The 23958-nt window shown below is 72.3% G+C and carries 18 protein-coding genes; 4 read left to right on the forward strand and 14 right to left on the reverse strand.

The window, feature by feature from the left end; translation table 11 throughout:
- Window positions 1-48: 48 nt before the first annotated feature.
- Window positions 49-1014: a helix-turn-helix transcriptional regulator gene (locus EWH70_RS30335; RefSeq protein ID WP_130478984.1), complete on the forward strand. Its 966-nt coding sequence runs from the start codon at window positions 49-51 to the stop codon at window positions 1012-1014.
- On the opposite strand, the gene EWH70_RS30340 is transcribed toward EWH70_RS30335, so the two are convergent.
- The 4 genes from EWH70_RS30340 to EWH70_RS30355 all read right to left on the reverse strand — a co-directional run bounded on the left by EWH70_RS30340 (window position 1003) and on the right by EWH70_RS30355 (window position 8742).
- Window positions 1003-3312, reverse strand: a complete 2310-nt coding sequence (locus EWH70_RS30340; protein ID WP_130478985.1) for a glycosyl hydrolase family 95 catalytic domain-containing protein — start codon at window positions 3310-3312, stop codon at window positions 1003-1005. The two genes, EWH70_RS30335 and EWH70_RS30340, sit on opposite strands and share 12 nt — an antisense overlap.
- Before the next feature lie 21 nt (window positions 3313-3333).
- Window positions 3334-5631, reverse strand: coding sequence for a glycosyl hydrolase family 95 catalytic domain-containing protein (locus tag EWH70_RS30345; RefSeq protein ID WP_130478986.1), 2298 nt, complete (start codon window positions 5629-5631; stop codon window positions 3334-3336).
- Window positions 5632-5807: 176 nt separating this feature from the next.
- Complete coding sequence (locus EWH70_RS30350) at window positions 5808-7430, reverse strand: ABC-F family ATP-binding cassette domain-containing protein (RefSeq protein ID WP_130478987.1); 1623 nt, start codon at window positions 7428-7430, stop codon at window positions 5808-5810.
- Between the two features lie 292 nt (window positions 7431-7722).
- Window positions 7723-8742, reverse strand: coding sequence for a sugar ABC transporter substrate-binding protein (locus EWH70_RS30355; RefSeq protein WP_130478988.1), 1020 nt, complete (start codon window positions 8740-8742; stop codon window positions 7723-7725).
- 167 nt (window positions 8743-8909) lie between these two features.
- On the opposite strand from EWH70_RS30355, the gene EWH70_RS30360 reads away from it, so the two are divergent.
- Window positions 8910-9413: a TetR/AcrR family transcriptional regulator gene (locus EWH70_RS30360; protein ID WP_240687312.1), complete on the forward strand. Its 504-nt coding sequence runs from the start codon at window positions 8910-8912 to the stop codon at window positions 9411-9413.
- Window positions 9414-9425: 12 nt separating this feature from the next.
- On the opposite strand, the gene EWH70_RS30365 is transcribed toward EWH70_RS30360, so the two are convergent.
- The 5 genes from EWH70_RS30365 to cmk form a co-directional block, all read right to left on the reverse strand.
- Entirely contained in the window at window positions 9426-10754 is a 1329-nt protein-coding gene (locus EWH70_RS30365; RefSeq protein WP_130478990.1) for a M1 family metallopeptidase, read from the reverse strand.
- Window positions 10751-14683 carry a Pls/PosA family non-ribosomal peptide synthetase gene (locus EWH70_RS30370; RefSeq protein ID WP_130478991.1) on the reverse strand — a complete coding sequence of 1311 codons (3933 nt, stop codon included), beginning with the start codon at window positions 14681-14683 and terminating at the stop codon, window positions 10751-10753. The genes EWH70_RS30365 and EWH70_RS30370 overlap by 4 nt, the downstream gene beginning before the upstream one ends.
- Before the next feature lie 172 nt (window positions 14684-14855).
- The gene (gene der, locus EWH70_RS30375; protein WP_130478992.1) at window positions 14856-16313 is read right to left on the reverse strand and encodes a ribosome biogenesis GTPase Der; all 1458 of its coding nucleotides are present in this window, start codon (window positions 16311-16313) and stop codon (window positions 14856-14858) included.
- Window positions 16313-16975: a lysophospholipid acyltransferase family protein gene (locus EWH70_RS30380; RefSeq protein WP_130478993.1), complete on the reverse strand. Its 663-nt coding sequence runs from the start codon at window positions 16973-16975 to the stop codon at window positions 16313-16315. The genes der and EWH70_RS30380 overlap by 1 nt, the downstream gene beginning before the upstream one ends.
- Complete coding sequence (cmk, locus tag EWH70_RS30385) at window positions 16972-17673, reverse strand: (d)CMP kinase (protein WP_130479023.1); 702 nt, start codon at window positions 17671-17673, stop codon at window positions 16972-16974. The genes EWH70_RS30380 and cmk overlap by 4 nt, the downstream gene beginning before the upstream one ends.
- A gap of 129 nt (window positions 17674-17802) precedes the next feature.
- On the opposite strand from cmk, the gene EWH70_RS30390 reads away from it, so the two are divergent.
- Both EWH70_RS30390 and EWH70_RS30395 read left to right on the forward strand, forming a co-directional pair.
- Window positions 17803-18285 carry a cation:proton antiporter regulatory subunit gene (locus EWH70_RS30390; RefSeq protein WP_130478994.1) on the forward strand — a complete coding sequence of 161 codons (483 nt, stop codon included), beginning with the start codon at window positions 17803-17805 and terminating at the stop codon, window positions 18283-18285.
- A gap of 4 nt (window positions 18286-18289) precedes the next feature.
- Window positions 18290-19480: a cation:proton antiporter gene (locus tag EWH70_RS30395; protein ID WP_130478995.1), complete on the forward strand. Its 1191-nt coding sequence runs from the start codon at window positions 18290-18292 to the stop codon at window positions 19478-19480.
- Window positions 19481-20274: 794 nt separating this feature from the next.
- Here the strand turns inward: EWH70_RS30395 and EWH70_RS30400 are convergent.
- Genes EWH70_RS30400 through EWH70_RS30420 form a run of 5 tightly spaced genes read right to left on the reverse strand, consistent with a single transcriptional unit; the run spans window position 20275 to window position 23896 of the window.
- Window positions 20275-21012: a pseudouridine synthase gene (locus tag EWH70_RS30400; RefSeq protein ID WP_130478996.1), complete on the reverse strand. Its 738-nt coding sequence runs from the start codon at window positions 21010-21012 to the stop codon at window positions 20275-20277.
- Window positions 21002-21730, reverse strand: a complete 729-nt coding sequence (scpB, locus tag EWH70_RS30405; RefSeq protein WP_420809109.1) for an SMC-Scp complex subunit ScpB — start codon at window positions 21728-21730, stop codon at window positions 21002-21004. Before scpB ends, EWH70_RS30400 begins: the two co-directional genes overlap by 11 nt.
- Complete coding sequence (locus tag EWH70_RS30410; protein ID WP_240687313.1) at window positions 21649-22524, reverse strand: segregation and condensation protein A; 876 nt, start codon at window positions 22522-22524, stop codon at window positions 21649-21651. Before EWH70_RS30410 ends, scpB begins: the two co-directional genes overlap by 82 nt.
- A complete protein-coding gene (locus EWH70_RS30415; protein ID WP_130478998.1) occupies window positions 22524-22913 on the reverse strand; it encodes a cobyrinic acid a,c-diamide synthase in 390 nt (129 codons plus the stop codon). The genes EWH70_RS30410 and EWH70_RS30415 overlap by 1 nt, the downstream gene beginning before the upstream one ends.
- Entirely contained in the window at window positions 22910-23896 is a 987-nt protein-coding gene (locus tag EWH70_RS30420) for a ParA family protein (protein WP_130478999.1), read from the reverse strand. The genes EWH70_RS30415 and EWH70_RS30420 overlap by 4 nt, the downstream gene beginning before the upstream one ends.
- Window positions 23897-23958: the final 62 nt, after the last annotated feature.

Genomic DNA, 23958 nt, shown 5'->3' on the forward strand with positions numbered 1-23958 from the left:
GCGGTATTAGGCATGTTTCGTTCCTAATGGCAGGACAATATTTCAGGCATGGCTGACACCTCGGCACGACTGCTGCGACTGCTCGCACTCCTGCAGATGCGCAGGGAATGGACCGGCACCGAACTGGCCGCACGACTGGAGGTCAGCGGCCGCACGGTGCGCAACGACGTCGAACGGCTGCGGGCGCTGGGTTACCCGGTGCACGGCACCCGCGGCTCGGTCGGCGGCTACCGGCTCGGCGCCGGCGCGCAGCTGCCACCGCTGCTGCTCGACGACGACGAGGCGGTCGCCGTCGCCGTCGGCCTGCGTACGGCGGCGGGCGGCACCATCACCGGCGTCGAGGAGACGTCGCTGCGGGCCCTGGCCAAGCTGGAACAGGTCCTGCCGTCCCGGCTGCGCCGCCGGGTGCAGGCCCTGCAGTCGGTCACCGTGCCGGTCCCCCGCGACGAGCCCGGCCCCAGGGTCGACGCCGACACGCTGACCGCGCTCGCCGCCGCCTGCCGCGACAGCGAGCGGCTGCGGTTCGACTACGCCGACCACTCCGGCAACGCCACCCGCCGCGTCACCGAGCCGTACCGGCTGGTCACCTGGGGCCGCCGCTGGTACCTGGTGGCCTGGGACGTCGACCGCGCCGACTGGCGCACCTTCCGCGTCGACCGGATCACGCCGAAGCTTCCGTCCGGACCCCGCTTCACCCCGCGCGAGCTGCCCGGTGACGTGACCGACCGGGTGCGCCGCGGGGTGTCGTCGGCGGCCTGGCGCCACCATGCGACGGTCACCGTGCACGCCCCGGCGACCGAGGTCGCGCAACGCATCAATCCCGCCGTCGGCACTGTGGAGGCGATCGACGAGCACAGCTGCCTGCTGCACACCGGGGCGGACAGCGTGCACACGCTCGCCGTCCACCTCGGCATGCTCGACCTGGACTTCACCGCCGACGGCCCGCCCGAGCTGGTGGACCTGCTGGCCACCCTGTCCCGGCGCTACGACCGCGCCACCGGCTCAGCCGGGTAGCCCCCAGCGCGCCGCCGGACCGTTCGGGGCGACCGGGGCGACGTCGAAGTCGGGCCGGTCGCCCCTGCGGTACACGACGGCTTCCTCACCGCGGCGCAGCTCGATCTCCAGCGTGCCGCCGCCGAGGTCGCGCCACCGCAACGGCCTGCCGCCGCGGCCGCGCACCACGGGTTCGCCGCCCAGTCCCGGTCGCAGCACGCACGGCGCACCGGCCTCGCTGCGGATCCGCACCCAGCGGGTCGTCCCGCCCTGCCGGGAGGCGCTGAGCAGGAACGCGCCCTCGGTGCGGAAGTCGTGCACGACGGCGTCGCGCCAGGCCGACGGCACGGCCGGGAACACCCGGATCACGCCGCCCCAGCTCTGCACCAGCATGTCGTGCAACGACTGCGCCGCCGACAGCGGCGTCTCGATCACCGGCCCGGACTCCTGGTACATGGTGTTGGGCTTGATGAACCGCCGTTGCAGCTCGCCGAGGTAGAACTCGGCCTTGTCGCCGCGCAGCATCTGCGCCGACATCGACGCCGCGCCGGTGAACGTGTAGCCCTGCAGCGCGCCCTCGAAGCTGACCCAGTGGTTGAGCGAGGTCTCGATCAGCGAGCGCTTTGCCGGGTCCTCCCAGGTGACCTCGTAGAGCGGGTAGATCTGCAGCAGGTGCGAGTAGTGCCGGTGCGACTTGGCGAACGGGACACCCGCGCCGATCATGTACCCGTTGGCGTCGACCGGGTAGTCCACCAGCTTGGCCAGCACCTCACGCCAGCGCGGCAGCAGCGGGTCGTCCACGCGCAGCTCGCGGGCGGCGTCGACCAGCGTGCGGCAGCCCCAGCGCAGCAGCGCGAGGTCGTAGGTGCAGTCCGGCGCGTTGACGCCGTACTCCGGGGAGAACGTGAACGGCAGGTGCAGCCTGCCGTCGGCACCCGGGATGAGGAAGTGCAGGTAGTAGTTGACCGCCCCGCGCAGCAGCGGGAACAGCACGTCGCGCAGCAGCGCGCGGTCCATGCTGTGCCGGTAGGACAGCCACACGTTGTGCAGTGCCCAGGTGAGGTTGCCGACCTCCGGCGTCGGCGACTCCTTGCCGGGGATACCGACCGGGTAGCCCGCGTTGCCCGCGATCGGTCCGTTCCGCAGGGTCATGTCGGTGGTGCGCGGGATGCCGTAGGAGTCGGCCCGGTACGGCTGCGCGATCTGGTCGCGCAGGTTGTTCCGGTGCCGGTCCAGTGCGTGCGTGACGGCGTCCAGTTCCAGGTGGTTGGACCCGTGGATGAGCCAGTACTCCAGCTGCACGTTGAGGTTCCACCAGGTGGCTGGCCACGGCGTCGACTCCAGCCAGGGCCCGCAGGTCGCCATCACCGGCGCCTCCTTACGGGCGGCCGAGGCGAACTTGTAGAGCTGGATCCAGTAGAAGCTCTGCAGCCGCTGGTCCGGGACGGACAGGAAGCTCTTGCGGTAGAAGTCCTGCCACCACCGCCGGTGGTCCAGGGCCAGCGCCGGCAGCGGCAGGCTGGCCGTGCGGATCATCCACAGCGCGGTGCGCACCGAGGTCCGGTCCGGGTGCGACCAGGCGACCGCGGCGTAGAGCGTCCGCGCCCGGCCCCAGCGGGACTCCCGCCACGCCGTGACGTGCTCGCCGCCCGCGTGCAGCGGCTGCACCGCGACGTGTGCGTCACCGGCACGCTCGACGGTGGCAGGCGGGTTGGCGGTGTACCCGGGCGGTGGCTGCTTGTTGAACTTCGGGTTCGTTCGCGGGCTGACGGCCTCGGCCGGGTGGAACACCCACCGGAAGTCCCGTTCCCCGTCGGTGGGCCGCACCTCCACGGCCAGCACCGACCGTCCACTGTGGATCAGCGCGCGCAGCTCCAGGCTGCCCGCGCTGGTGGTGATCGTGCCGCGCAGTTCGGCGTTCCACAGGTCCATCCGCCAGTCCACGCCGGTGATCGCGCCGACCGGTTCCAGGGTGAAGTACCCGATCGGCAGCCTGGCCAGCCCGAACAGCGAACCGAACTCGGGCCGGTGGTCCTGGACCTCACTGTGCTGCACGTTGAACCGGACGGCGTTGGCGCCCGGCTCGGCGTAGATCCCGGAGCCGAGGAAACCGTTGCCCAGGAACGGTCCCTCGTACCAGGTCTTCGGCATGCGCTGCCAGACCAGGTCGGCCAGCCCGAGGAAACCCGGCCAGTCCACGCCGCCACGCACGGCGTCTGCCGCGGGTTCGGCCAGCGCGGGCAGCCCGGGGGCCAGTGCCGCACCGGCGGCACCCGCCAGTGCGGTCCCGAGGACGGTTCTGCGGTTGAGTTCGGCCATGATGTCGCGGCACCTCCGGGGTCAGGCGGGCAGTCCCCACGACGGCGCCGAGCCGTTCGCGGGTACGTCACGGGGTTCGAAGCCGGGCCGGGCACCGCGGCGGGTGACCACCGCCGTGCGGCCCCTGGGCAGGTCGATCTCGATACCGCCACGGGCCGGCCGCCAGGGCAGCTCCCGGCCACGGTCGTCACGCACCTCCGGGTCGGCGATGCCGCTGCGCAGGACCAGCGGTTCACCGGCTTCGCTGTGCACGCGGACCCATTCGGTCGCGCCGCCGCGGCGGGAGGCGTCGACGAGGAACGCGCCCTCGGTACGCAGCCCCGCGATGCTGGCCTCCCGCCACGCCGACGGCACGGCGGGGAACACGCTGACCACCCCGGCGTGCGACTGGGTGACCATGTCCAGCAGCGACTGGGCCGCGGCCAGCGGGCTCTCGATGGCAAAGTTGTTGCCCTCGCGGTACATCGTGTTCGGGGTGAGCTGGCAGTTGTCGACGACGGTGCCGTCGAGGAACACCCGCAGCTGCGCCAGCGACTCGTCGGGCGAGCCCATCAGCGACAGCATCGACGAGGCGGCGGCGAAGCTGTAGCCGTGCCACCGCTCGCGGTTGCTCGCCCAGTGGTCGTAGCTGCGGCGCATGATGTCCCGGTCGGCCGGGTTGTCCCAGTGCTTCTCCCGCAACGGGTACAGCCACAGCAGGTGCGAGAAGTGCCGGTGCGAGTCCGCCAGCGGGACGCCGTCGCCGATGATCACGCCGGTGGCGTCGGTGTGGTAGGGCACCAGCCGGTTCAGGATGTCCGTCCACACCGGACGCAGCGGGTCGTCGACGCCGAGCTGCCTGCTCGTCTCGAGCAGGGTGGTGCAGCCCCAGCGCAGCAGGGACAGGTCGTAGGTGCAGTCGGCGGCGTCGGCGTACTCGGGCGAGCGGGTCAGCGGCAGGTGCAGCCTGCCGTCGGCACCCTGGGTGAGGAAGTGGCGGTAGAAGTTCACCGCCTTGGTCAGGATCGGGTACAGCACGTCGCGCAGGATCCGGATGTCCATGCTGTGCCGGTAGGCCAGCCAGACGTTGTGCAGTCCCCAGATCAGGTTGCCGGTCTGGTCGGTCTTCGACCCGGTTCCGGGGATGCCGACCGAGCGGGTGCCGCCGGGGCGCAGCGTCCAGTCGCCGGGATGGGAAAGGGCGTAGGTCTGCCCGTCGCGGTAGGCGGGCGGGACCGACAGCTCCAGCGCGCGGTGGTCGCGGCGGAACGTGGCGGTGACGGCGTCCAGTTCCGGGTGGTTGGACCCGTTGCCCAGCGGGTAGGCGACCTGCACGTTGAGGTTCCACCACACCGCGGTCCAGCTGTTGCCGATCTCCGGGAACCACGGCCCCCACTCGGCCAGCACCGGCCCGTCGGCGCGGGTGGAGGCGGCGAGCTTGTACAGCTGGATCCAGTAGAAGCGCTGCACCCACTTGTCGGGTACGGACACCAGGCTGCGCGTGTAGAAGGTGTTCCACCATTCTCGGTGGGTGGCGAGCAGGCGGTCCAGCGGTGCCGCCTGGGCGTGCCGTACGGCGCGGACGGCGTCGCGGGTGGAGGTGGCGCCGGGGTGGCTGTAGGACACCGTCGCGGCCAGCAGCCTGCGGCTGCCGATGCGGCGTTCCTGCCAGGCGGTGGTGTAGCCGCCGCCCGCCAGCAGCGGCTGCTCGGCGTAGCGGACCTCCCCCGCGCTGCCCAGGGTCGGCGCCGGGTTGCCGACGTAGTCCGGCGGCTTGCGGATGGTGCGGGTGGTGGCCGACGGCAGTGGCGTGAAGCCCCAGGCGGCCCCGTCCTCGCCAGCGCCGGGACGCAGCGACACCAGCAGGACGCCGGTGTCGTTGTGCACCAGCGCGGAGAACGCGAGCGCGCCGCGGGTGGTGGTGATCGTGCCGGACAGCTCGGCGTTCCACAGGTCCAGCCGCCAGTCGACGGCGGTGACCTCCCCGGCGAGCGTGAGCGTCAGGTAGCCGATCGGCAGGCGGGACAGGCCGATGGCGGCCTCCCAGTGGTCCCGCTGGTCCTGCACCTGGGAGTGGCTCAGCATGAACTTCACGGTCCTGGCGTCGGCGCCGCGGTAGACCAGCACGCCGAGGCGGCCGTTGGCGAGGAACGGGCCGGTGCGCCACGAGTCGGGGAAGCGCTTCCAGACCAGTGCCGCGTCGTCGGCGATGCGCCGGTGGGTGTCCTCCGCTCGCGCCGCCGCGCGTGCCGGGGGCGCGGCCCACAGGCCGCCCAGCGCCGCGGTTCCAGCCAGGGCGGACGCGCCGTACAGCACCGTCCGCCGGGACACCTCAGCCATGCGCGCCTCCGGATTCATACTACGTTTCTGAACTGGCGACAGGCATACTCGCAGACAATCCGGTCTCCTGACCATCCCCAGTCACCCAGACATCCGATCTCTCACGTCCGGCGCGAAGCACGTGAAGGCCACCTTCAGCACGTCTCACGTAATGAAGGTGGCCTTCACGAGCCGGGTCAGGCCGCCAGCTCCAGCGACGGCCAGCCGGCGAGGTCGGCACGCAGCCTGCGGTCGTGCGTGGCCACCACGACGGCGACCGTGGTGCGCAGGATCGCCTCGGTCAGCTCGTCGACCAGCGTCACCGACAGGTGGTTGGTCGGCTCGTCCAGCAGCAGCACGTGCGGAGCACGCAACAGCAGCAACGCCAGCGCGAGCCGCCGCCGCTGGCCGGTGGACAGCCGGTTGACCGGCCTGGCCGCGTCCGGGCCGGTGAACAGGCCCAGCGACTTCAGCGGCACGACGTCGCCGGACGCCAGCTCGCCCCGGGCCACCAGCCGCGCGGCCTGCCGTTCGTAGAGCCGTGCGGCGCCGAGGTCGGTGTCCGGGAAGTCGGACTCCTGCGCCAGCAACCCGACGCGGGCCGACCGCGCCCGCCACACCGAGCCGGCCGCGGGCTCGACCCGGCCGGCCAGGACACCGAGCAGCGTGGACTTGCCCGCGCCGTTGGCACCGGCGACCACCAGCCGGTCCCCCGCCGACAACGCGATCGCGGCACCGGCGTCCAGCGTCAGCCTGCCCGGCACGGCGATGCCGGACGCGGTGAGCACCGCACCCGACCCGGCACCGTCGAGGTCCGGGCAGGAGAACCGCAGTGGCTCCGGCGGGCGGCTCACCCGGCGGGCGACCAGGTCGTCGAGCCTGCGCTGCACGTTGTGCAGCTGCCCCGGCGCCCTGGTCGCCCTGCCGTGCTTGTTGGTGCCCTTCTCCGGGCGCCACGAGCTGATCAGCCGGTTGCGGGCCGCGCTGGCGTCCTGCTTGAGCTGGGTCTCCTCGGCCGCCTCGGCCGCGTACCGCTGCTCCCAGCGGGCACGCTCGGCGGCCTTGGCCCGCTTGTACTCGGTGTACCCGCCGCCGTAGACCTTCGGCCCGGACTCCGCGGTGGGGTCCAGGTCGAGCAGGGCGAAGCACACGTCGTCGAGCAGCATGCGGTCGTGGCTGACCAGCACCACGGCACCGGGGTGGCTCCTCAGCCGCTCGGTCAGGTACCCGAGCGCCCCGGCGTCGAGGTGGTTGGTCGGCTCGTCGAGCAGCAGGATGCCGACACCCTCGGCGAGCAGGCACGCCAGCCGGACGCGGTAGCGCTGGCCCACCGACAGCTCGGCGAGCCTGCGCTGCCGGTCGGTCGGCGCGCCGAGTCCCTGCAGTGCGAGGTCGGCCCGCCGCTCGGCGTCCCAGGCGTCCAGCTCCTCCACCCGGGCCAGGGCCGCGGCGTAGCGGTCGTCCGAGCCGGGATCGCCCTCGGCGAGTGCCTCCGCCGCGGCGTCCAGTTCGGACAGTGCGGCACGGGCGGGCGCCAGCGAGACGTCCAGCAGCGAGCCGACGGTGTCGTCGTCGCCGAACGGCAGTTCCTGCGCCGCCAGCGCGACGGTGCCGTGCCGGGTGACCGTGCCGGCGTCGGGAACGGTGGTTCCGGCGAGCAGGTGCAGCAGCGTGGTCTTGCCACTGCCGTTCTCGCCGACGACGCCGAGGCACTGGCCGGCGCTGACGGTGAGCGTCACGCCGTCCAGAACGGGACGGCCGTCGTAGGTTTTGACCAGCTGGTCAGCGGAAATGTGCGATTCGTGCCGAATGCGGGACACGGTGAAGCTCCAGTTCTTTCTCGCGATTGAGTGGACGACGGACCCGAAGGGGCGTCGACCTCTCAGAGAAAGAACAGCTGTTGCACGCCGACCACGATAGCGGACCGGTGATCGTGACGGAACGTGATTTCCGGCTCAGCCAGTGTTCCGTGATCCTGGTTCCTCGCGTCCGCTGTGGATCCACGTGGTCGCTGGCAAGGCGGCGGAAAGCCCTCGTACCGGGTCGTACTCGGGCTTTCCGCCAACGCCGCCAGCGGCCGCGTGGGCCCCAGCGGGCGTGAGGAGGCCAGGATCACGGGACACTGGGGACGCCGGGTGGCGGAGTCGAGCAGGACGGCGCGAGCAGCGTCGCGACCTCGGGCCTGCGCAGGTTCTGGTCGGTGACCAGGATGGTCCCGGTGTCCACGCTGGGCCGCTGGTCTCCCCGGCGCAGCCGGGCGATCACGGCGGACACGGCCTCGAACGTCATCCGGAACGGGTTGGCCACCACCACCCCGTCGAGTACCCCGGTGCGGACCTCCGCGGCCTGCCTGCCGGTGTCGTCCCAGCCGACCACCGTCACCGCGCCACCGCGGCCGGTGCGGCGGATCGCCTCGGCCGCGCCCGCGGTGCCGACCTCGTCGACGGCGAACAACGCGTTGAGCCCGGGATTGTCGGCCAGCACTCGCTCGGCCGCGGCGACGGCGGCGGCGTGATCGGGCAGCCCGCCGCGGTCGCCGACCAGGCGGATGCCGGGATTGCGCAGCATCTCGGCGGTGAACCCGGCCATCCGCTGGGCCGTCACCGGCCGTACCGGGTCGGCCTGCAGCACGGCCACCTGGCCGGTCCCGAGCAGCCTGCCGGTGATGAACTCCCCCGCCCTGCGCGCGGCCACGAAGTCGTCGGTGCCGAACACCGGCACGTCCGACGGCCTCGGCTCGGTGCCCGCCTCGAAGTTCGCCAGCGCGACACCCGCCTTGGTGATCTCGACGCTGGTGCGTGCCATGCCGTCCGGATCGAGCGGCGCGTACACCAGCGCGTCGGTCCCCCGCGCGAGCTCGTCGCGGACGACCGCGGCCTGGTGGGGCACGTCGGCCGGCGGAGGCAGCGGCACCCAGCGCAGGCTCACCTCGGGATCGCGTTGCACGGCACACCGCGCGCCCTGTTCCATGAGGCCGAGCAGCGCGCCGGTGGCACTCCCGGACACCACGGTGACGGCGATCGGCCCTTTCGAACGTCCGGGAAGGGGCTTCATCGACTCACCCGAGCCGCACGCCACGGTCGTCGCCGAAACCAGCACTGCCACCGCCGACGCGAGAACGGTCTTGCGCACTGCTACCTCTCTGTGGACCCGGTGAACCCGCAGCTTACGCGGCTGCGAACGCCACGAAGCGTTCGCCCGGTAGGTGTACACTGACGAACATGGCTGTGCATATCAGAAGGCCAACGTTCGCTCGTGAACAGCCCTCCACCTTGTCGGTGGCGGCCGATGTACTGGCGATGGACCCCACAGCGTCCCTGTCCACCATCGCCGAGGCCGCCGGTATCGGCCGCACCACGCTGCACAAACGGTATCCGACCCGGCACGATCTCCTGTTCGCCGTGGCGAAGGACTCCCTGGAGCAGCTGTCCGCCGCCACCGAGCAGTCGGGCATCTCCGATCCGGACGTCCCGATCCCCGATGCGTTGCGCCGCATGGTCGAACTGTCCGTTCCGCTCGGCTCCCGGGTGTCGTTCCTGCTGCGCCAGCCGTCGCTGGACTCGGAGGAGGAGCTGATGCTCACGCTGCAGGAGATGGACCGCCCCGTGGAGGCGTTCGTGCGCCGCGCGCAGGACGCCGGCGTGCTGCGGCCCGACGTGCCGGCGTGGTGGGTGATCTCCACGCTGTACTCGATCCTCTACACCACCTGGGAAGGCGTCGCGATGGGCAGGCTGGCGCCGCTGGACGCCCCCCGGCTGGCCCTCGACACCATCCTCAACGGCCTGGGCGGCAAGAACTCCTAACGCGCGGCACAGCTAGGGCAGGGCCGGGAGGGCGGGCTGGTACAGCCACGGGTGGAAGAACGCGCCCAGCGCCCGGCCCGCGTGGCGTTCCGCCGTGGCCACGAACGCCTCCGTGGTCACGGTGGCGTGCCGGTTGGCCTCCGCCCAGTCCCGCACCAGCGCGAAGAACACCGTGTCGCCCAGCTCGTGCCGCAGCGCGTGCAGGGTCAGCGCGCCACGCTTGTACACCTGCTCGTCGAACATCCGCGCCACACCGGGATCGGCGACGACCAGGTCCGTGCCCTTGCCCGCGATCGTGGCGTACCACTGCCGGGCCAGCTCGTCCGCCGACGGCCCGCCGGTCTCGGCCGACCACAGCCACTCGGCGTAGGTGGCGAACCCCTCGTTGAGCCAGATGTGCCGCCAGTCGGCGACCGTCACGCTGTTGCCGAACCACTGGTGGGCCAGCTCGTGCACGAGCAGCCGCTCGTGGGTGCGGCGGCCGTCGACGAAGTTGCCGCCGAACACCGACATGCCCTGCGCCTCGATCGGGTCGTCCAGGTCGTCGTCGGTCACCACGACCACGTACTCGCCGAACGGGTACGGCCCGAAGAAACCCTCCAGCATGTCCATCATGTCGCCCTGACGGCCCAGGTCGTGCAGTGCGGCCGCGCGCAGCCGCGCGGGTACGGCCACCGCCTGCGGCACCGGCTCGGCCGCCAGCGGCACCTGCTCGTAACGTCCAATCTGGACACCCATCAGGTACGTCGGCGTCGGCTCCGGCCGCTCGTAGACCCAGGTCGTGGTGCTGGCGCCCTGCCTGCGCGACACCAGGTTCCCGGTCACCAGCACGGTGTACGGCGACGCCGTGGTCACCGAGACCCGGTAGGCCGCCTTGTCGGCGGGATGGTCGTTGCACGGGAACCAGGACGGCGCGCCGACCGGCTGGCTGGCCACCAGCGCGCCGTCGGTCAGCTCGTCCCAGCCGATGTCACCCCACCGGCCGCCGACCGGTCGCGGGTTGCCGACGTAGCGGATCTCCACCAGGAACGCCGACCCCGCCGGAATGGCCTTCGCGGGACGCAGCTGCAGCTTGTGGCCGCGGCGGCTGAACTTCGCCGCGCCGCCGTTGACCTGCACCCTGCCGACCCGGAACCCGGCCAGGTCGAGGCTGAACCGCGACAGCTGCTGGGTGGCGACGCCCTCCAGCACGGCGTGCCCAGACAGGCGATTCGGGCCGACGCGGTAGTCGAGATCCAGCGTGTACCGGGTGATCCGGTAACCACCGTTGCCGTGCTCGGGAAGATAGCTGTCGCCCGACGTCTCCGCCCCGGGAGCGGGCGGCGCCGCCTTCGGTGTCACCCCCGACGTCCTCCAGTCCTCGACCACACCGCGATGGGGTTGCCCAGCCAGCGGGAGTCCGCCGGCACGGCGTCGCCCCGCGTGACCAGCGAGCCGGGGCCCACCGTCGTCCGCGCGCCGATACTAGCGCCGGGCAGCACGATGCCGTGCGGCCCCAGGGTCGCGCCCTCGTCGAGGCTCACCCCGTCCAGGCTCATGATCCGGTCGTGGAACAGGTGGGTCTGCACGACGCAGCCCCGGTTGACCGTCGCGCCGTCGCCGAGCGAGACCAGGTCGGACTCGGGCAGCCAGTACGTCTCCAGCCACACTCCCCTGCCGATCCGCGCCCCCATGGTGCGCAGCCACAGCGGCAGCAGCGGGGTCCCGTCGACGGCACCGACCAGCCACGGCACGGCCAGCACCTCGACGAACGTGTCGGCCAGCTCGGCCCGCCACACGAACGAACTCCACAGCGGGTGCTCGACCCGGCGGAACCTGCCGACCAGCAACCACTTCACGGCCGTCGTGACCGCGGCGGCGACGACACCGGCGGCCAGCAGCACCGGACCGGCCAGCACAGCCGTCCAGCCCAGCCCGACCGCGCCGTGCAGTGCCACCAGCGCGGCGGCGACCAGCACGGTCAGCGCCACCCCGCACATCACCGGCACGATCCGGCACAGCTCGACCAGCGCCCGCGCCACCTTCAGCCGCAGCGGCGGGGCGTAGGTACGGCGCTGGTCACCGGTCTCCACCGCGCGCCGCAGCGGCATCGGCGGCATGCCCAGGTAGGACGACCCCTTCTTCGCCTTGCGCGGCGTCGACGACAGCACGCCGACCAGACCGCGCTTGGGCACCGAGTGGCCGGGCGCGGTGATCCCGGAGTTGCCGAGGAACGCCTGCTTGCCGATGCGCGCGGGCGCGACGTGCAGCCAGCCACGGCCCAGCTCGTAGGTGGCGACCATGGTGTCGTCGGCGAGGAACGCGCCGTCGTCGACCTTGGTCATCTTCGGCAGCGCGAGCACGGTGGACACCTCGGCTCCCCTGCCGACCCGAGCGCCGAGCAGCCGCAGCCAGACCGGCGTGAACAGGCTGGCGTACAGCGGGAACAGGCCCTCCCTGGCCAGGCCCATCAGCCGCTCGGTCGCCCACACCTGCCAGGCGTGCCTGCCGTGGACCGGGTGGTAGCCCTCGGCCATGCCGACGCCCAGTGCCCGCACGCCGATCAGGACCAGCAGCGCGTAGGTGAGGAAGTAGGCCACGGTGGCGGCAGGGACGACGGCGAGCGCCGCCCCCAGCGCGGCGCCGAGCGTCGCGGTGCCCTGGATGGCCCACGCCGCGATCAGCACCGCGGGCACGGCCGCCAGCGCCGGCAACGCGCCCAGCAGCAGCGACGTGACACCGTAGATGCCCGCCCAGGCACGGGACCGCGGCGGGCGGCTGGACGGCCAGCGCAGCGCGTCCTTCCCGGCGGCTCGCACGGCGGGCGAACCCGCCCAGCGCTGACCGGCCGGGATCGCCCCCGCCACGGTCGAACCGGCGGCGACCTCCGCGCCCTTGCCGACCCTGGCACCGGGCAGCAGCGTGCTGCGGGCGCCGATCCGGGCGTCGGCGCCGATCCGCAGCTTGCCGACGTGCACGAGGTCACCGTCCACCCAGTGCCCGGACAGGTCGACCTCCGGTTCCACGGCGGCGCCGCGGCCGAGCTTGAGCAGGCCGGTCACCGGCGGCGGTGAGTGCAGGTCGACGTCCGCGCCGACCTTCGCGCCGAGTGCCCTGGCGTAGGTCGTCATCCAGGACGCCCCGGCGACGCTGCTGGCACCGGACAGGTCGGCCAGCTTCTCCGCCGCCCACAGTCGCAAGTGGACACTGCCGCCGCGAGGGTAGCTGCCGGGGCGGACACCACGCAGCAGCAGCCGCGCGCCGCCCGCGGCGATGGCGATACGGCCGGCCGGAGTGAACAGCACCAGTGCGGCGAGGACGATCACCCACCACGGCGCGGCAGGCGCCCAGGCGACACCGAGGCTCGCCAGCGCGGTGGACACGGCGGCCAGCACGGTCGTCCAGCGCAGCCCGACCAGGCCGAACAGCGGCACGAGTGCCGCGGCCTGCACCAGTCCGGCCCGCCGGGGCGTCGGGGTGACGTCGCGGCGCCGGGCCTGCGTGCCGCCCAGCTCGTCCAGCATCGCGGCGAGCGTGCCCAGGCGCGGATGCTGGTAGATGTCGGCGACCGACACCGAGGGGTGCCGGGTGCGGATGCGGGCCACCAGCTGCGCGGCGGTCAGGCTGCCGCCGCCGTGGCTGAAGAAGTCGGCTTTGGGCGTGCTGACGGTGACGCCGAGGATCTCGGCCCAGCCCTCGGCCAGCCACTGCTCGGTCTCGGACAGGCCGCTGTCGCCGACGTTCACGCCGGGCAGCGGCCAGGGCAGCGCGGCCCGGTCGACCTTGCCGGAGGTGCGGGTGGGCAGGTCGCCGACGACGGCGAGCAGCGGCACCAGCGCCGCCGGGAGCCGTTCCCGCAGCAGTGCCGAGGCCGCGTCGGTGTCGAACTCGCCGCTGGGCACGAGGTAGCCGACCAGCACCTGGTTGCCCGCGCTCGTGCGGCGCACGGCGGCGGCCGCGCCGGCGACGCCGGGCAGGGCCTGCAGCGCGGCGTCGACCTCGCCCAGCTCGATCCGCCGCCCGCCGAGCTTGACCTGCTCGTCGGCGCGGCCCAGGAAGACCAGCCCCTCCGGTTCGGCCCGCACCAGGTCGCCGCTGCGATAGGCGCGGCGCCAGCCCAGTGTCTCCAGCGGGGCGAACTTCTCGGCGTCCTTGGCCTCGTCGAGGTAGCGGGCCAGGCCCGCGCCGCCGATCACCAGCTCGCCGGTCTCACCCATGCCGACCAGTTCGCCCGCGGAATCGACGACGGCGAGCTGCCAGCCGGTCAGCGGCAGGCCGATGCGCACCGGGCCGGTGCCGGTCAGCGGCGCGGCGCAGGCGACGACGGTGGCCTCGGTGGGGCCGTAGGTGTTCCACACCTCGCGGCCCTCGACCGCGACCCGCTCGGCCAGCTCGGGCGGGCACGCCTCGCCGCCGAAGATGAGCAACCGGACGTCCTCCAGCGCCTCGGCCGGCCACAACGCGGCCAGCGTCGGCACGGTGGACACGACGGTGATGCGCTGCGCGACCAGCCACGGGCCCAGGTCGACGCCCGTACGCACCAGCGACCGCGGCGCCGGCACCAGGCACGCGCCGTGCCGCCAGGCCAGCCACATCTCCTCGCAGGAGGCGTCGAACGCCACCGACAGCCCGGCCAGCACCCGGTCACCGGGACCGAGCGGCTCCTCGGTGAGGAACAGCTCCGCCTCGGCGTCGACGAACGCCGCCGCCGAGGCGTGGCTGACCGCGACGCCCTTGGGCTTGCCGGTGGACCCGGAGGTGAAGATGATCCACGCGTCGTCGGCGGGCGTGGGGCGGCCGGGCCGCCCGCCCGGGGTGGCGCGCTCGGACAGCGTGCCGCCGTCGGTGAGCACCGCGCACACGCAGGCCTCGTCGAACACCAGCTCGGCCCGCTCGTCGGGGTCGTCGGCGTCGACCGGCACGTAGGCGGCGCCGACCGAGAGGATCGCCAGGATGCTGACGTACAGCTCGGCGGTGCCCGACGAGATCCGGACACCCACCCGGTCACCGACGCCGATGCCGGCCTGGGCGAGCCTGCGGCCGAGCTGGTCGACCTCCTCCAGCAGCCTGCGGTAGCCCAGCACCGCGGTGCCGTCGTCCAGCGCGGGAGCGGCGGGGTGGGCGGCGGCGGTCGCCGCGATGACGTCGACCAGGGTGCGCTCGGGCGCGGCCAGGCCGGACCAGTACAGGGCGCGGTCGACCACCGGTGCCGCGGCGGGCGCGACGGTGACCTCGGCGACGCAGGCGGGCCGGTCAAGCTGCCGGACCGGGCTCTCCGGGGCGAGGGTCATCGCACCTCACCGTCTACAATGGACAGTCTCGAACGGGCGTGCACGCTACTCCTGAGGTGTCACTTCGGGCTGGCACTCCGGTCGAGGCGCCCGTGCAGACGGCCCAGACTACGCCAGAGGTGAACATCAGGTAACGACCGACCCACCGTCGAGTGGCCGGTGTCACGCCTGGTCAGCGCTTCTTGCGCGGGCCCGCCTTGGTGCCGGGCTTGCCGGTGCCACCGGGACGGGGCTTCTTCTCCCGCACCCGCACGTTCACCCGGACCGGGCTGCCGTGGAAGCCGAACCGCTCGCGGAACTTGCGCTCGATGAACCGCCGGTACCCCGCCTCCAGGAAGCCCGTGGTGAACAGCACCAGTGTCGGCGGCCGGATCCCGGCCTGCGTCGCGAACAGCACCTTCGGCTGCTTACCGCCACGGACCGGCGGCGGGGTGGCCGCGATCAGGTCCGACAGCCACCCGTTGAGCTGCCCGGTCGGCACCCGCTGGTCCCACGACTCCAGCGCGACCCGCAGGTGCGGGGCCAGCTTGCGCACCGAACGGCCGGTCAGCGCGGAGATATTGACCCGCTCCGCCCACGGCACCCGGACCATTCCGCGGTCGAGTTCGCGTTCCAGCTGGTGGCGGCGTTCCTCGTCGACCAGGTCCCACTTGTTCATCGCCAGCACCAGCGCCCGGCCCGCCTCGACCACCATCGTGATCACCCGCAGGTCCTGCTCGCTGATCGGCTCGCTGGCGTCCAGCAGGACGATCACGACCTCGGCGGCGTCGATCGCGGTCTTGGTGCGCAGCGACGCGTAGTACTCGGCACCGCTGGCGGTCTGCACCCGCTTGCGCAGGCCCGCGGTGTCGACGAACCGCCACGTCTGGCCGTCCAGCTCGACCAGCGAGTCCACCGGGTCGACGGTGGTGCCCGCCACCGAGTCGACGACCGAGCGTTCCTCGCCGGTCAGCTTGTTGAGCAGGCTGGACTTGCCGACGTTGGGCTTGCCGACCAGCGCGACCCGGCGCGGCCCGCCCTGCACGCCGCCCTCCCGCGGTGCCTCCGGCAGCGCGGCGATCACGGCGTCGAGCAGGTCACCCGAGCTGCGCCCGTGCAGGGCGCTGACCGGGTGCGGCTCGCCGAGCCCGAGCGACCACAGCGACGCCGTCTCGGCCAGCAGCCGCTCGTCGTCGACCTTGTTGGCGGCCAGCAGCACCGGCCGCTTCGACCGGCGCAGCACCTTGGCGACGGCCTCGTCGGTCGCGGTCGCGCCGACCGAGGCGTCGACGACGACCAGCACGGCGTCGGCGGTGTTCATCGCGATCTCGGCCTGCGCCGCCACCGCGGCCTGCATGCCCGACGCGCTGGGTTCCCAGCCGCCGGTGTCGACCACGGTGAACCGGCGGCCGGCCCACTGGGCGTCGTAGGCCACCCGGTCCCTGGTCACCCCCGGCACGTCCTGCACCACTGCCTCACGCCGGCCGAGGATGCGGTTGACCAGCGTCGACTTGCCCACGTTGGGACGGCCGACCACGGCCAGCACCGGCTGCGCCAGCTGGGCTTGCTCGTCCTGGTCGGCCGCGTCGATCGCCGCGTCGAGAGCGGCGAACTCCGACTCGTCGGACCAGGTGCCGTCTACTTCAGTCATCAGTCTTCTTTCTCAACACCGTGGCGGGAACGCCACTCGTCCAGGGCGCCGACCAGGCCGGCCAGCTCACCCCGCAGTCGTTCGGTCGCCGTTTCCAGCCCGGCGCGGCCCTTGCCGACGTCGACGGTGAACGGCTCGCCGACCAGGATGTCCACCCTCGGCCGGAACCGCCGCCCGCGGCCCTCCGGCCTGCGGGTGCCGCGGGTCGCGACCGGCAGGACGGTGGCGCCGGAAGCACGCACCAGCCAGGCTGCGCCCCGCTCGGCGTTGGCGACGTCACCCGCGCCGCGGGTGCCCTCGGGAAAGACCCCCACGGCGCCGCCGTCCCGCAGCACCGACACCGCGGTCAGCAGCGGCGCCCGGTCCGGCTCGCCCCGCCGTACCGGCACCTGGCCGATCCGGCGGAGGAACCGGCCGGCCATTCCCCGGAACAGCTCCTCCTTGACCAGGAACACCGACCGCCGCGGCAGCATTCCGAACAGCAGCTGCGGCTCCACCATCGAACTGTGGTTGGCGATCACCACGAGCGGGCCGGTGCGGGGTACCCGCTCGACCCCGTGGGTGCGGATGGCGAACGCGGGCCGCAAATAGTACCTCGCGTAGACACGGCCGGCGTCGTGCAGCCACGGCGTCGCACCGGGCGGCAGGCCGGTTCCGCTCACCGGGTGGCCTCGGCGGGCTCGTCGAGCAGACCGCGCTCCCTGGCCATCTCGGCCAGCGCCGTGAGCACCTGCTCACGGTCGAGGTCGCTGGTGTCCAGCAGCACCGCGTCGTCGGCGGCCTTCAGCGGCGACGCCGCGCGGGTCGTGTCGATCCGGTCGCGGCCCTCCACCGACTCCCGCGCCGCCGCCGGGTCGGACGCCAGGCCTGCCGCGGTGTTCTGCGCGTCCCGCCGTGCCGCCCTGGTGTCGGCCGACGCGGTCAGGAAGACCTTCAGCGGCGCGTCCGGCACGACGACCGTGCCGATGTCCCTGCCGTCGACGACGATCCCGCCGACCCCGTTCAGGACGGCGGCGATGATCTGCCGCTGCCCGGCGACGAGCAGCTCCCGCACCGCGGCGACGGCCGCGACCGGCGACACCACCCGGTCGACCTCGGGGGCGCGGATGTCGGCGGTGACGTCGGCGCCGTCCAGCAGGACCCGCGGCGTGGCCGGGTCGGTCCCGATCGACAGCTGCACGCGGCGGGCCAGCTCGGTCACCGCGTCCGGCGAGCCGACGTCGGTACCGGACCGCAGCGCCGCCAGCGCGATCACCCGGTACATCGCGCCGGTGTCGAGGTAGCCGGCGCCCAGACGGCTCGCCAGCCCGCGGGCGGCGGTCGTCTTGCCGGTTCCCGAGGGGCCGTCCAGCGCGATCACGCCGCGCAGGGCCGCGGTCGCCGTGTTGCCCTCGCTCACCGGTGTCTCCTAGCTACCTCGCACGAAAGTCGGTCCGGATCATTCTGCCTGGCCGCACAGCACGTCCCGCAGTGGGTTAGCGTGGACGGTGTGAACGTGGAAGTAACACCGCTGCCCGGGATCGGCGTACGCAAGGACTTCGCGCTGAGCAACGGGCGCCGCGTCGGCGTCGTCAACCACCGCGACGGGCAGATCGAGCTGATCGTGTCCAAGACCGACGACCCGGACGCCTGCGTCGCTGCGCTGCCGCTGACGATCGAGGAGGCCGGCGCGCTGGCCAACCTGCTCGGCGCCCCGCAGCTGGTCGCGCAGCTGACCGAGGAGCAGAAGGACCTGCCCGGCATCAACACCAGCAAGCTGGGCATCAAGGCGAACTCCCCGTTCGACGGCCGCACGCTCGGCGACACGGCGATGCGCTCCCGCACCGGCGTCTCGATCGTCGCGGTGATGCGCGCGGGTCAGGTCCACCCCTCCCCCACGCCCGACTTCACCTTCACCTCCGGCGACCTGCTGGTCGCGGTCGGCACGTCCGAAGGGCTGGACGACGCCCGCAAGATCCTGAGCTCCGGCTGAGCCCGTGGATCACACAGCGATCTCCCTGATCCAGTTGGGGGCGGTCTTCTTCGGCCTGGGCGTCCTCGGCAGGCTGGCCGGCAAGATCGGCATGTCGCCCATCCCGCTCTACCTGGTCGGCGGCCTCGCCTTCGGGCAGGGCGGGCTGATCCCGCTCGGCGACATCGGCGACTTCACCCACCTCGCCAGCGAGATCGGTGTGGTGCTGCTGCTGTTGCTGCTGGGGCTGGAGTACTCGGCGGCGGAACTGGTCACCGGGCTGAAGCGATCGTGGATGGCCGGTCTGCTGGACATCGTGCTCAACGCCGCGCCCGGCGTCGCGGTCGCGCTGCTGCTCGGCTGGGGCCCGGTGGGCGCGCTGGTGCTGGGCGGCGTCACCTACATCTCGTCGTCCGGGATCATCGCCAAGGTTCTCGGCGACCTGGGCAGGCTCGGTAACCGGGAAACGCCGGTGGTGCTGTCGATCCTGGTGTTCGAGGACCTGGTGATGGCGGTCTACCTGCCGATCCTCACCGCCGTCGTCGGCGGCGTGAGCCTGCTCGGCGGCGCCCAGGCGGTGGGCATCTCGCTGCTGGTGATCACCGTCGTCCTGCTGGTGGCGCTGCGGTTCGGCCGGTACGTCTCCGCGCTGGTCGACAGCAAGGACCGTGAGGTCTTCCTGCTCAAGGTGCTCGGCGCGGCGCTGCTGGTGGCCGGGGTGGCCTCGGCCATGCAGGTGTCCGCCGCCGTCGGCGCGTTCCTGCTCGGCATCGCCATCTCCGGGTCGACCGCGGAGAACGCCACCAAGCTGCTGGAGCCGCTGCGGGACCTGTTCGCCGCGGTGTTCTTCGTGGTGTTCGGGCTCAACACCAACCCGGCGTCGATCCCGCCGGTGCTGGGCTGGGCGATCCTGCTGGCCGTCGCCACGACGCTGACGAAGGTCGCCACCGGCTGGTGGGCCGCGCGGCGGCAGGGCATCGGGAAGCTCGGCCGGGCCCGTGCCGGTGCGGCGCTGGTCGCGCGGGGTGAGTTCTCCATCGTCATCGCCGGGCTGGCCGTCGCCACCGGCAAGGTCACCCCGGACCTGGCCGCGCTGGCGACCGCGTACGTGCTGCTGATGGCGATCCTCGGCCCGGTCACCGCCCGGGTGGTGGAACCGGTGGCCAGGGCGCTGCAACGCCGCCGCCCGTCGACGGCGACGGCCACCGCGAGCTGACCCGGGCCTGGCCCCGGCAAAGTCGTTTGTCAGGCGCGAGCGAGGGAGCCTTGCTGGCGAAGAAGGGGTAGCAAGCTCCCTCGCTGCGTTACGGGTGTGACTGGTGGGGCTGATGTGGTGAGCACGATGCCGTGAAGGCCGCACTCACGGCGTCTCGTGCCAGGGGCCCGGCAAAGTCGGGTGGTGTGCGGGACGTGGAGTTCGCGTGCGGCAGCGTGGAACTCGCGTGCACGAAGGTGGGATGAAGGGGGCCTTCACCACCATGGACCAGCCCTGCAGACAGGACACACCTGTCACACCGGCACCGGCAGGCACACCCTCCCCAGCCGCCACCACGAACGAGACAACACCAGGCCGAGCCCGCCGCAACCAACGGCACCTTACTTGCACCTTGCGCAACCAAGGCGCCCTCAGCAACCGCCTCGGGGCCCGGCCAACCCGACTTTGCCGGCGCCCTCACGGCGTCTCATGCCGTGAGGACCCCTTTTACGGCCTGCTTGCCATGGACACGTGGGCGGATAACCCGCCGCCCGGTGTGAAGGCCGAGTTTCTGTCGTGTCATGTGATGAAGCTGGCCTTCACGAACATCCCGCCCCGGCGTCGCGGCCTCACCAGTCACACCCGACCCAGCAGACCCAGCCGCCACCACGAAAGAGACCCAGCAACCTCCCCCAATGTGGCATTGGGGAACTTGAACTCCCCCAATGCCACATTGGGGGCACACAGCACCCGGACTTTGCCGCGGCCCTGACGTCTCACGTGGTGAAGGTGGCCTTCACGTGCTTGGGAGCCTGCTACAACCCCACGGTCTTGAACAGCGAGCCGACCTCGGCCCGCGTGAGCGGGCGCAGCTTGCCCGACTTCAGGCTGCCCAGCTGGACGTCACCGACCGACGTGCGCAGCAGCTTCGTCACCGGGTGCCCCACCTCGGCCAGCAGCCTGCGCACGATGTGCTTGCGGCCCTCGTGCAGCACGATCTCCACCAGGCTGCGGCCGGGCCGCTGGTCCTTGACCCGGAACCGGTCGGCCTTCACCGGGCCGTCCTCCAGCTCGACGCCCTCCCGCAGCCGCTTGCCCAGCCCGCGCGGCACGCTGCCCTCGACCTCGGCCAGGTAGGTCTTGAGCACCTCATAGGACGGGTGCATCAGCCGGTGGGCCAGGTCGCCGTCGTTGGTGAGCAGCAGCAGTCCCTCGGTGTCGGCATCCAGCCTGCCGACGTGGAACAGCCGCTCCGCGCGGTCACGCACCAGGTCGCCGACACACGGGCGGCCCTGCTCGTCGGACATCGTGCTGTGCATGCCGCGGGGCTTGTTCAGCGCCAGGTACACCAGGTCCTCGCGGACGATGACCCGCGAGCCGTCGACGTGGATGACGGCGGTGTCCGGGTCCACGCGACGGCCCAGCTCCCGCACCGGCTTGCCGTCGACGCTCACCCGGCCCTGCGCGATCAGTTCCTCGGCGGCGCGGCGCGAGGCCACCCCCGCCTTGGCGAGCACCTTCTGCAGGCGCACGCCTTCCGGTTCAGACGTCATCGATCGCATCCACCTCGGGCAGCAGCGGAGCGATCGGGGGCAGGTCGTTCAGCGACGACAGCCCCAGCCGCTCCAGGAACAGCTCCGTCGTCACGTACAGGGTGCCACCCGTCTCCGGGTCGGTCCCCGCCTCCTCCACCAGACCACGGGCGAGCAGGGTGCGGATGACGCCGTCGACGTTCACCCCGCGCACCGCGGCCACCCTGGCGCGGGTGACCGGCTGCCGGTAGGCGATGACGGCGAGCGTCTCCAGCGCGGCGCGGGTCAGCTTGGAGCGCTGGCCGTCCAGCAGCAGCTTCTCCACGTAGGGCGCGTAGATGTCGCGGGTGTAGAGCCGCCAGCCCTCGCCGACGCGGCGCAGGTCGATGCCGCTGGCCCGCTCGGTCAGCCGGGTGGCCATCGCGCCGAGGGTCTCGGTGACCCGCTCGACGGGCTGCTCCAGCGTCTGCGCCAGCGACTCCTCGCTGATCGGCGAGTCGACGACCAGCAGCAGCGCCTCCAGTGCCGCCTCCAGCGCCTGGTCAGCGGTCACGTCGGGCAGGCCACTGCCGACGGCGACCAGGTCGTCCTGTTCCTCGGGCTCCCCAGGTTCGCCCTGCACCTCGTCGAGGTCCACGACCGGCTCGTTCTCGTCGCTCACCCGTACTCCTCGTCCTCGTCGTTCGCGCGGTCCTGCTCGGCCGCGGCGGCGGCCTGCTCGACCGACCCGCCGGTCCACCGCACGTGCAGCTCGTCCAGCGCCTCGGCCTGCTCGAACTGGACGGTCGACTCGCGGTAGAGCTCCAGCAGCGCGAGGAACCTCGCCACCACCTCGATGGTGTGCTCGCAGTCGGAAACCAGGTCGGTGAACGTGGCCTGCCCCGCCTCGGCCAGCCGCACCCGCAGCACGGCCGCGTGCTCGCGCACCGACACCTTGCCCGCGTGCAGGTGATCCAGCGACACCGTGGGCGGCGGCTTCGGCCGGAACACCGCGAGCGCGATCTCGGCGAACTTCGCCGGGTCGACGCCCAGCATCACCTCGGGCAGCAGGCCGAGGTAGCGCTCCTCCAGCGCGACCGACCGCGGGTAGCGCCGCAGCGCCCCGGCCTCCAGCTCGGCGAACAGGGCAGCGACCTGCTTGTACGCCCGGTACTGCAGCAGCCGCGCGAACAGCAGGTCCCTGGCCTCCAGCAGCGCCAGGTCGTCCTCGTCCTCGACGTCGGCCGCGGGCAGCAACCGTGCCGCCTTGAGGTCCAGCAGCGTCGCGGCGACCACGAGGAACTCGGTGACCTCGTCGAGGTCCCACTCCGCGCCGAGCGCGCGGGTGTAGGCGATGAAGTCGTCCGTGACCTGATGCAGGGCCACCTCGGTGACGTCGAGCTGGTGCTGCGAGATGAGCTGCAGCAACAGGTCGAACGGGCCCTCGAAGTTGGCCAGCCGCACCCGGAACCGGGAGCTGCCGCCGTCCTGTTCCGCTGCTTCGGCGGGCACCGAGTCCGGCTGGGTGCCCCCGGCCGGTTCGGTCTCGTGCATCAGCCGCCGGCCTCGGCTCCGCTGTCCCGCAGCCGCTGTACCAGCACGGAGTCCTCACCGTGCTCCTCGAAGTCCGCGAGCACCACGGCCACGGCCTCTCTGACCAGCCGGCCACGGTCGACGACCACGTCGTGGGTGCCCCGCAGCTCCAACCGGGCGTGCTCCATGGCGAGCAGCTCGTCGCCGGACACGTACACGGTGATCTTCGCGTCGTGCTTCTGCCGCGGCGAGCTCTTGCGGGCCTTGGCACTGCGGGAGAGCTGCGAGCCGTCCGCGGGCTTGGGCTCCGGTTCCACCGGCGCCGGGGGTGGTGGCGGGGTGTCGAGGGCGGGGCTGCTGGTCAGGCGGAACAGTTCGGACGCTCCGGGCAGGGAAGCTCTCCTGCTCACCGAGCGATCACCTCGCGAGCCAGCGTGCGATACGCCGTCGCGCCGGCCGACTTGGGTGCCCACTTGGTGATCGGTTCCCCGGCCACGGTGGTCTCCGGGAACCGCACGGTGCGGTTGATGACCGTGTCGAACACGGTCTCGCCGAATGCCTCCACCACGCGCGCCATGACCTCCTTCGAGTGCAGGGTTCTCGGGTCGAACATGGTTGCGAGAATCCCAACGATGTCGAGCTTCGGGTTGAGGCGTTCGCGTACCTTCTCGATGGTGTCGATGAGCAGCGCGACGCCCCGCAGACTGAAGAACTCGCACTCCAGCGGGATGATCACGCCGTCCGCCGCGGTCAGGGCGTTCACCGTGAGCAGCCCGAGCGAGGGCTGGCAGTCGACCAGAACATAGTCGTAGGCGTCGAGGACCGGACGAAGGACCCTCATCAACGTGTGCTCGCGGCCCACCTCGGCCACCAGCTGGACCTCCGCGGCGGACAGGTCGATGTTGCTCGGCAGCAGGTCGACGTTCTCCACGTTGGTCGAGCGGATCACGTCGCTGATGTTGACCGAGCGCTCCATGATCACGTTGTAGACCGTGTGGTCCAGCTCGTGCGGCTGGATGCCCAGGCCGACCGACAGCGCGCCCTGCGGGTCGAAGTCGACGAGCAGCACCCTGCGGCCGTACTCGGCCAGCGCCGCGCCCAGGTTGATGGTCGACGTGGTCTTGCCGACGCCGCCCTTCTGGTTGCACATCGCGAGGACCTGAGCGGGCCCATGGCGTTCGAGCAGGGGTGGTTCGGCGATCTCCCGGAACGGCCGGCCGGTGGGGCCGAGGCGGTCCTTGGTCTTCTTGCCGTTGTGCGCGGGAACGACTGCCTCCGGGTCTAACTCGTCGGAGACGGCGTCTCCTTCGGTCGCGATGGTCATGTTGCTGAGGCTGGCAGCGGCCGAACCTGCGGACTCCGACGATCTCGCCGGCGGCTTCGATGTCGACATGGCGCGAAAGCTCCTTGCTCAGCGGGCACCCGGGAGCCTATGCGCGCCCCTGGTGCCCACCA

Origin of the sequence: Amycolatopsis suaedae, from assembly GCF_004214935.1 — a bacterium.
In the GTDB taxonomy this organism is placed as follows: Bacteria; Actinomycetota; Actinomycetes; order Mycobacteriales; family Pseudonocardiaceae; genus Amycolatopsis; species Amycolatopsis suaedae.

Excerpts from the sequence above, each read along its gene's own strand:
- EWH70_RS30420 (WP_130478999.1), bottom strand. The coding sequence starts at position 23,896 with ATGTCGACATCGAAGCCGCCGGCGAGATCGTCGGAGTCCGCAGGTTCG.
- der (WP_130478992.1), bottom strand. The coding sequence starts at position 16,313 with ATGACTGAAGTAGACGGCACCTGGTCCGACGAGTCGGAGTTCGCCGCT.
- EWH70_RS30360 (WP_240687312.1), top strand. The coding sequence starts at position 8,910 with ATGGACCCCACAGCGTCCCTGTCCACCATCGCCGAGGCCGCCGGTATC.
- EWH70_RS30370 (WP_130478991.1), bottom strand. The coding sequence starts at position 14,683 with ATGACCCTCGCCCCGGAGAGCCCGGTCCGGCAGCTTGACCGGCCCGCC.
- EWH70_RS30410 (WP_240687313.1), bottom strand. The coding sequence starts at position 22,524 with ATGCACGAGACCGAACCGGCCGGGGGCACCCAGCCGGACTCGGTGCCC.
- EWH70_RS30335 (WP_130478984.1), top strand. The coding sequence starts at position 49 with ATGGCTGACACCTCGGCACGACTGCTGCGACTGCTCGCACTCCTGCAG.
- EWH70_RS30345 (WP_130478986.1), bottom strand. The coding sequence starts at position 5,631 with ATGGCTGAGGTGTCCCGGCGGACGGTGCTGTACGGCGCGTCCGCCCTG.
- EWH70_RS30340 (WP_130478985.1), bottom strand. The coding sequence starts at position 3,312 with ATGGCCGAACTCAACCGCAGAACCGTCCTCGGGACCGCACTGGCGGGT.
- EWH70_RS30400 (WP_130478996.1), bottom strand. The coding sequence starts at position 21,012 with ATGACGTCTGAACCGGAAGGCGTGCGCCTGCAGAAGGTGCTCGCCAAG.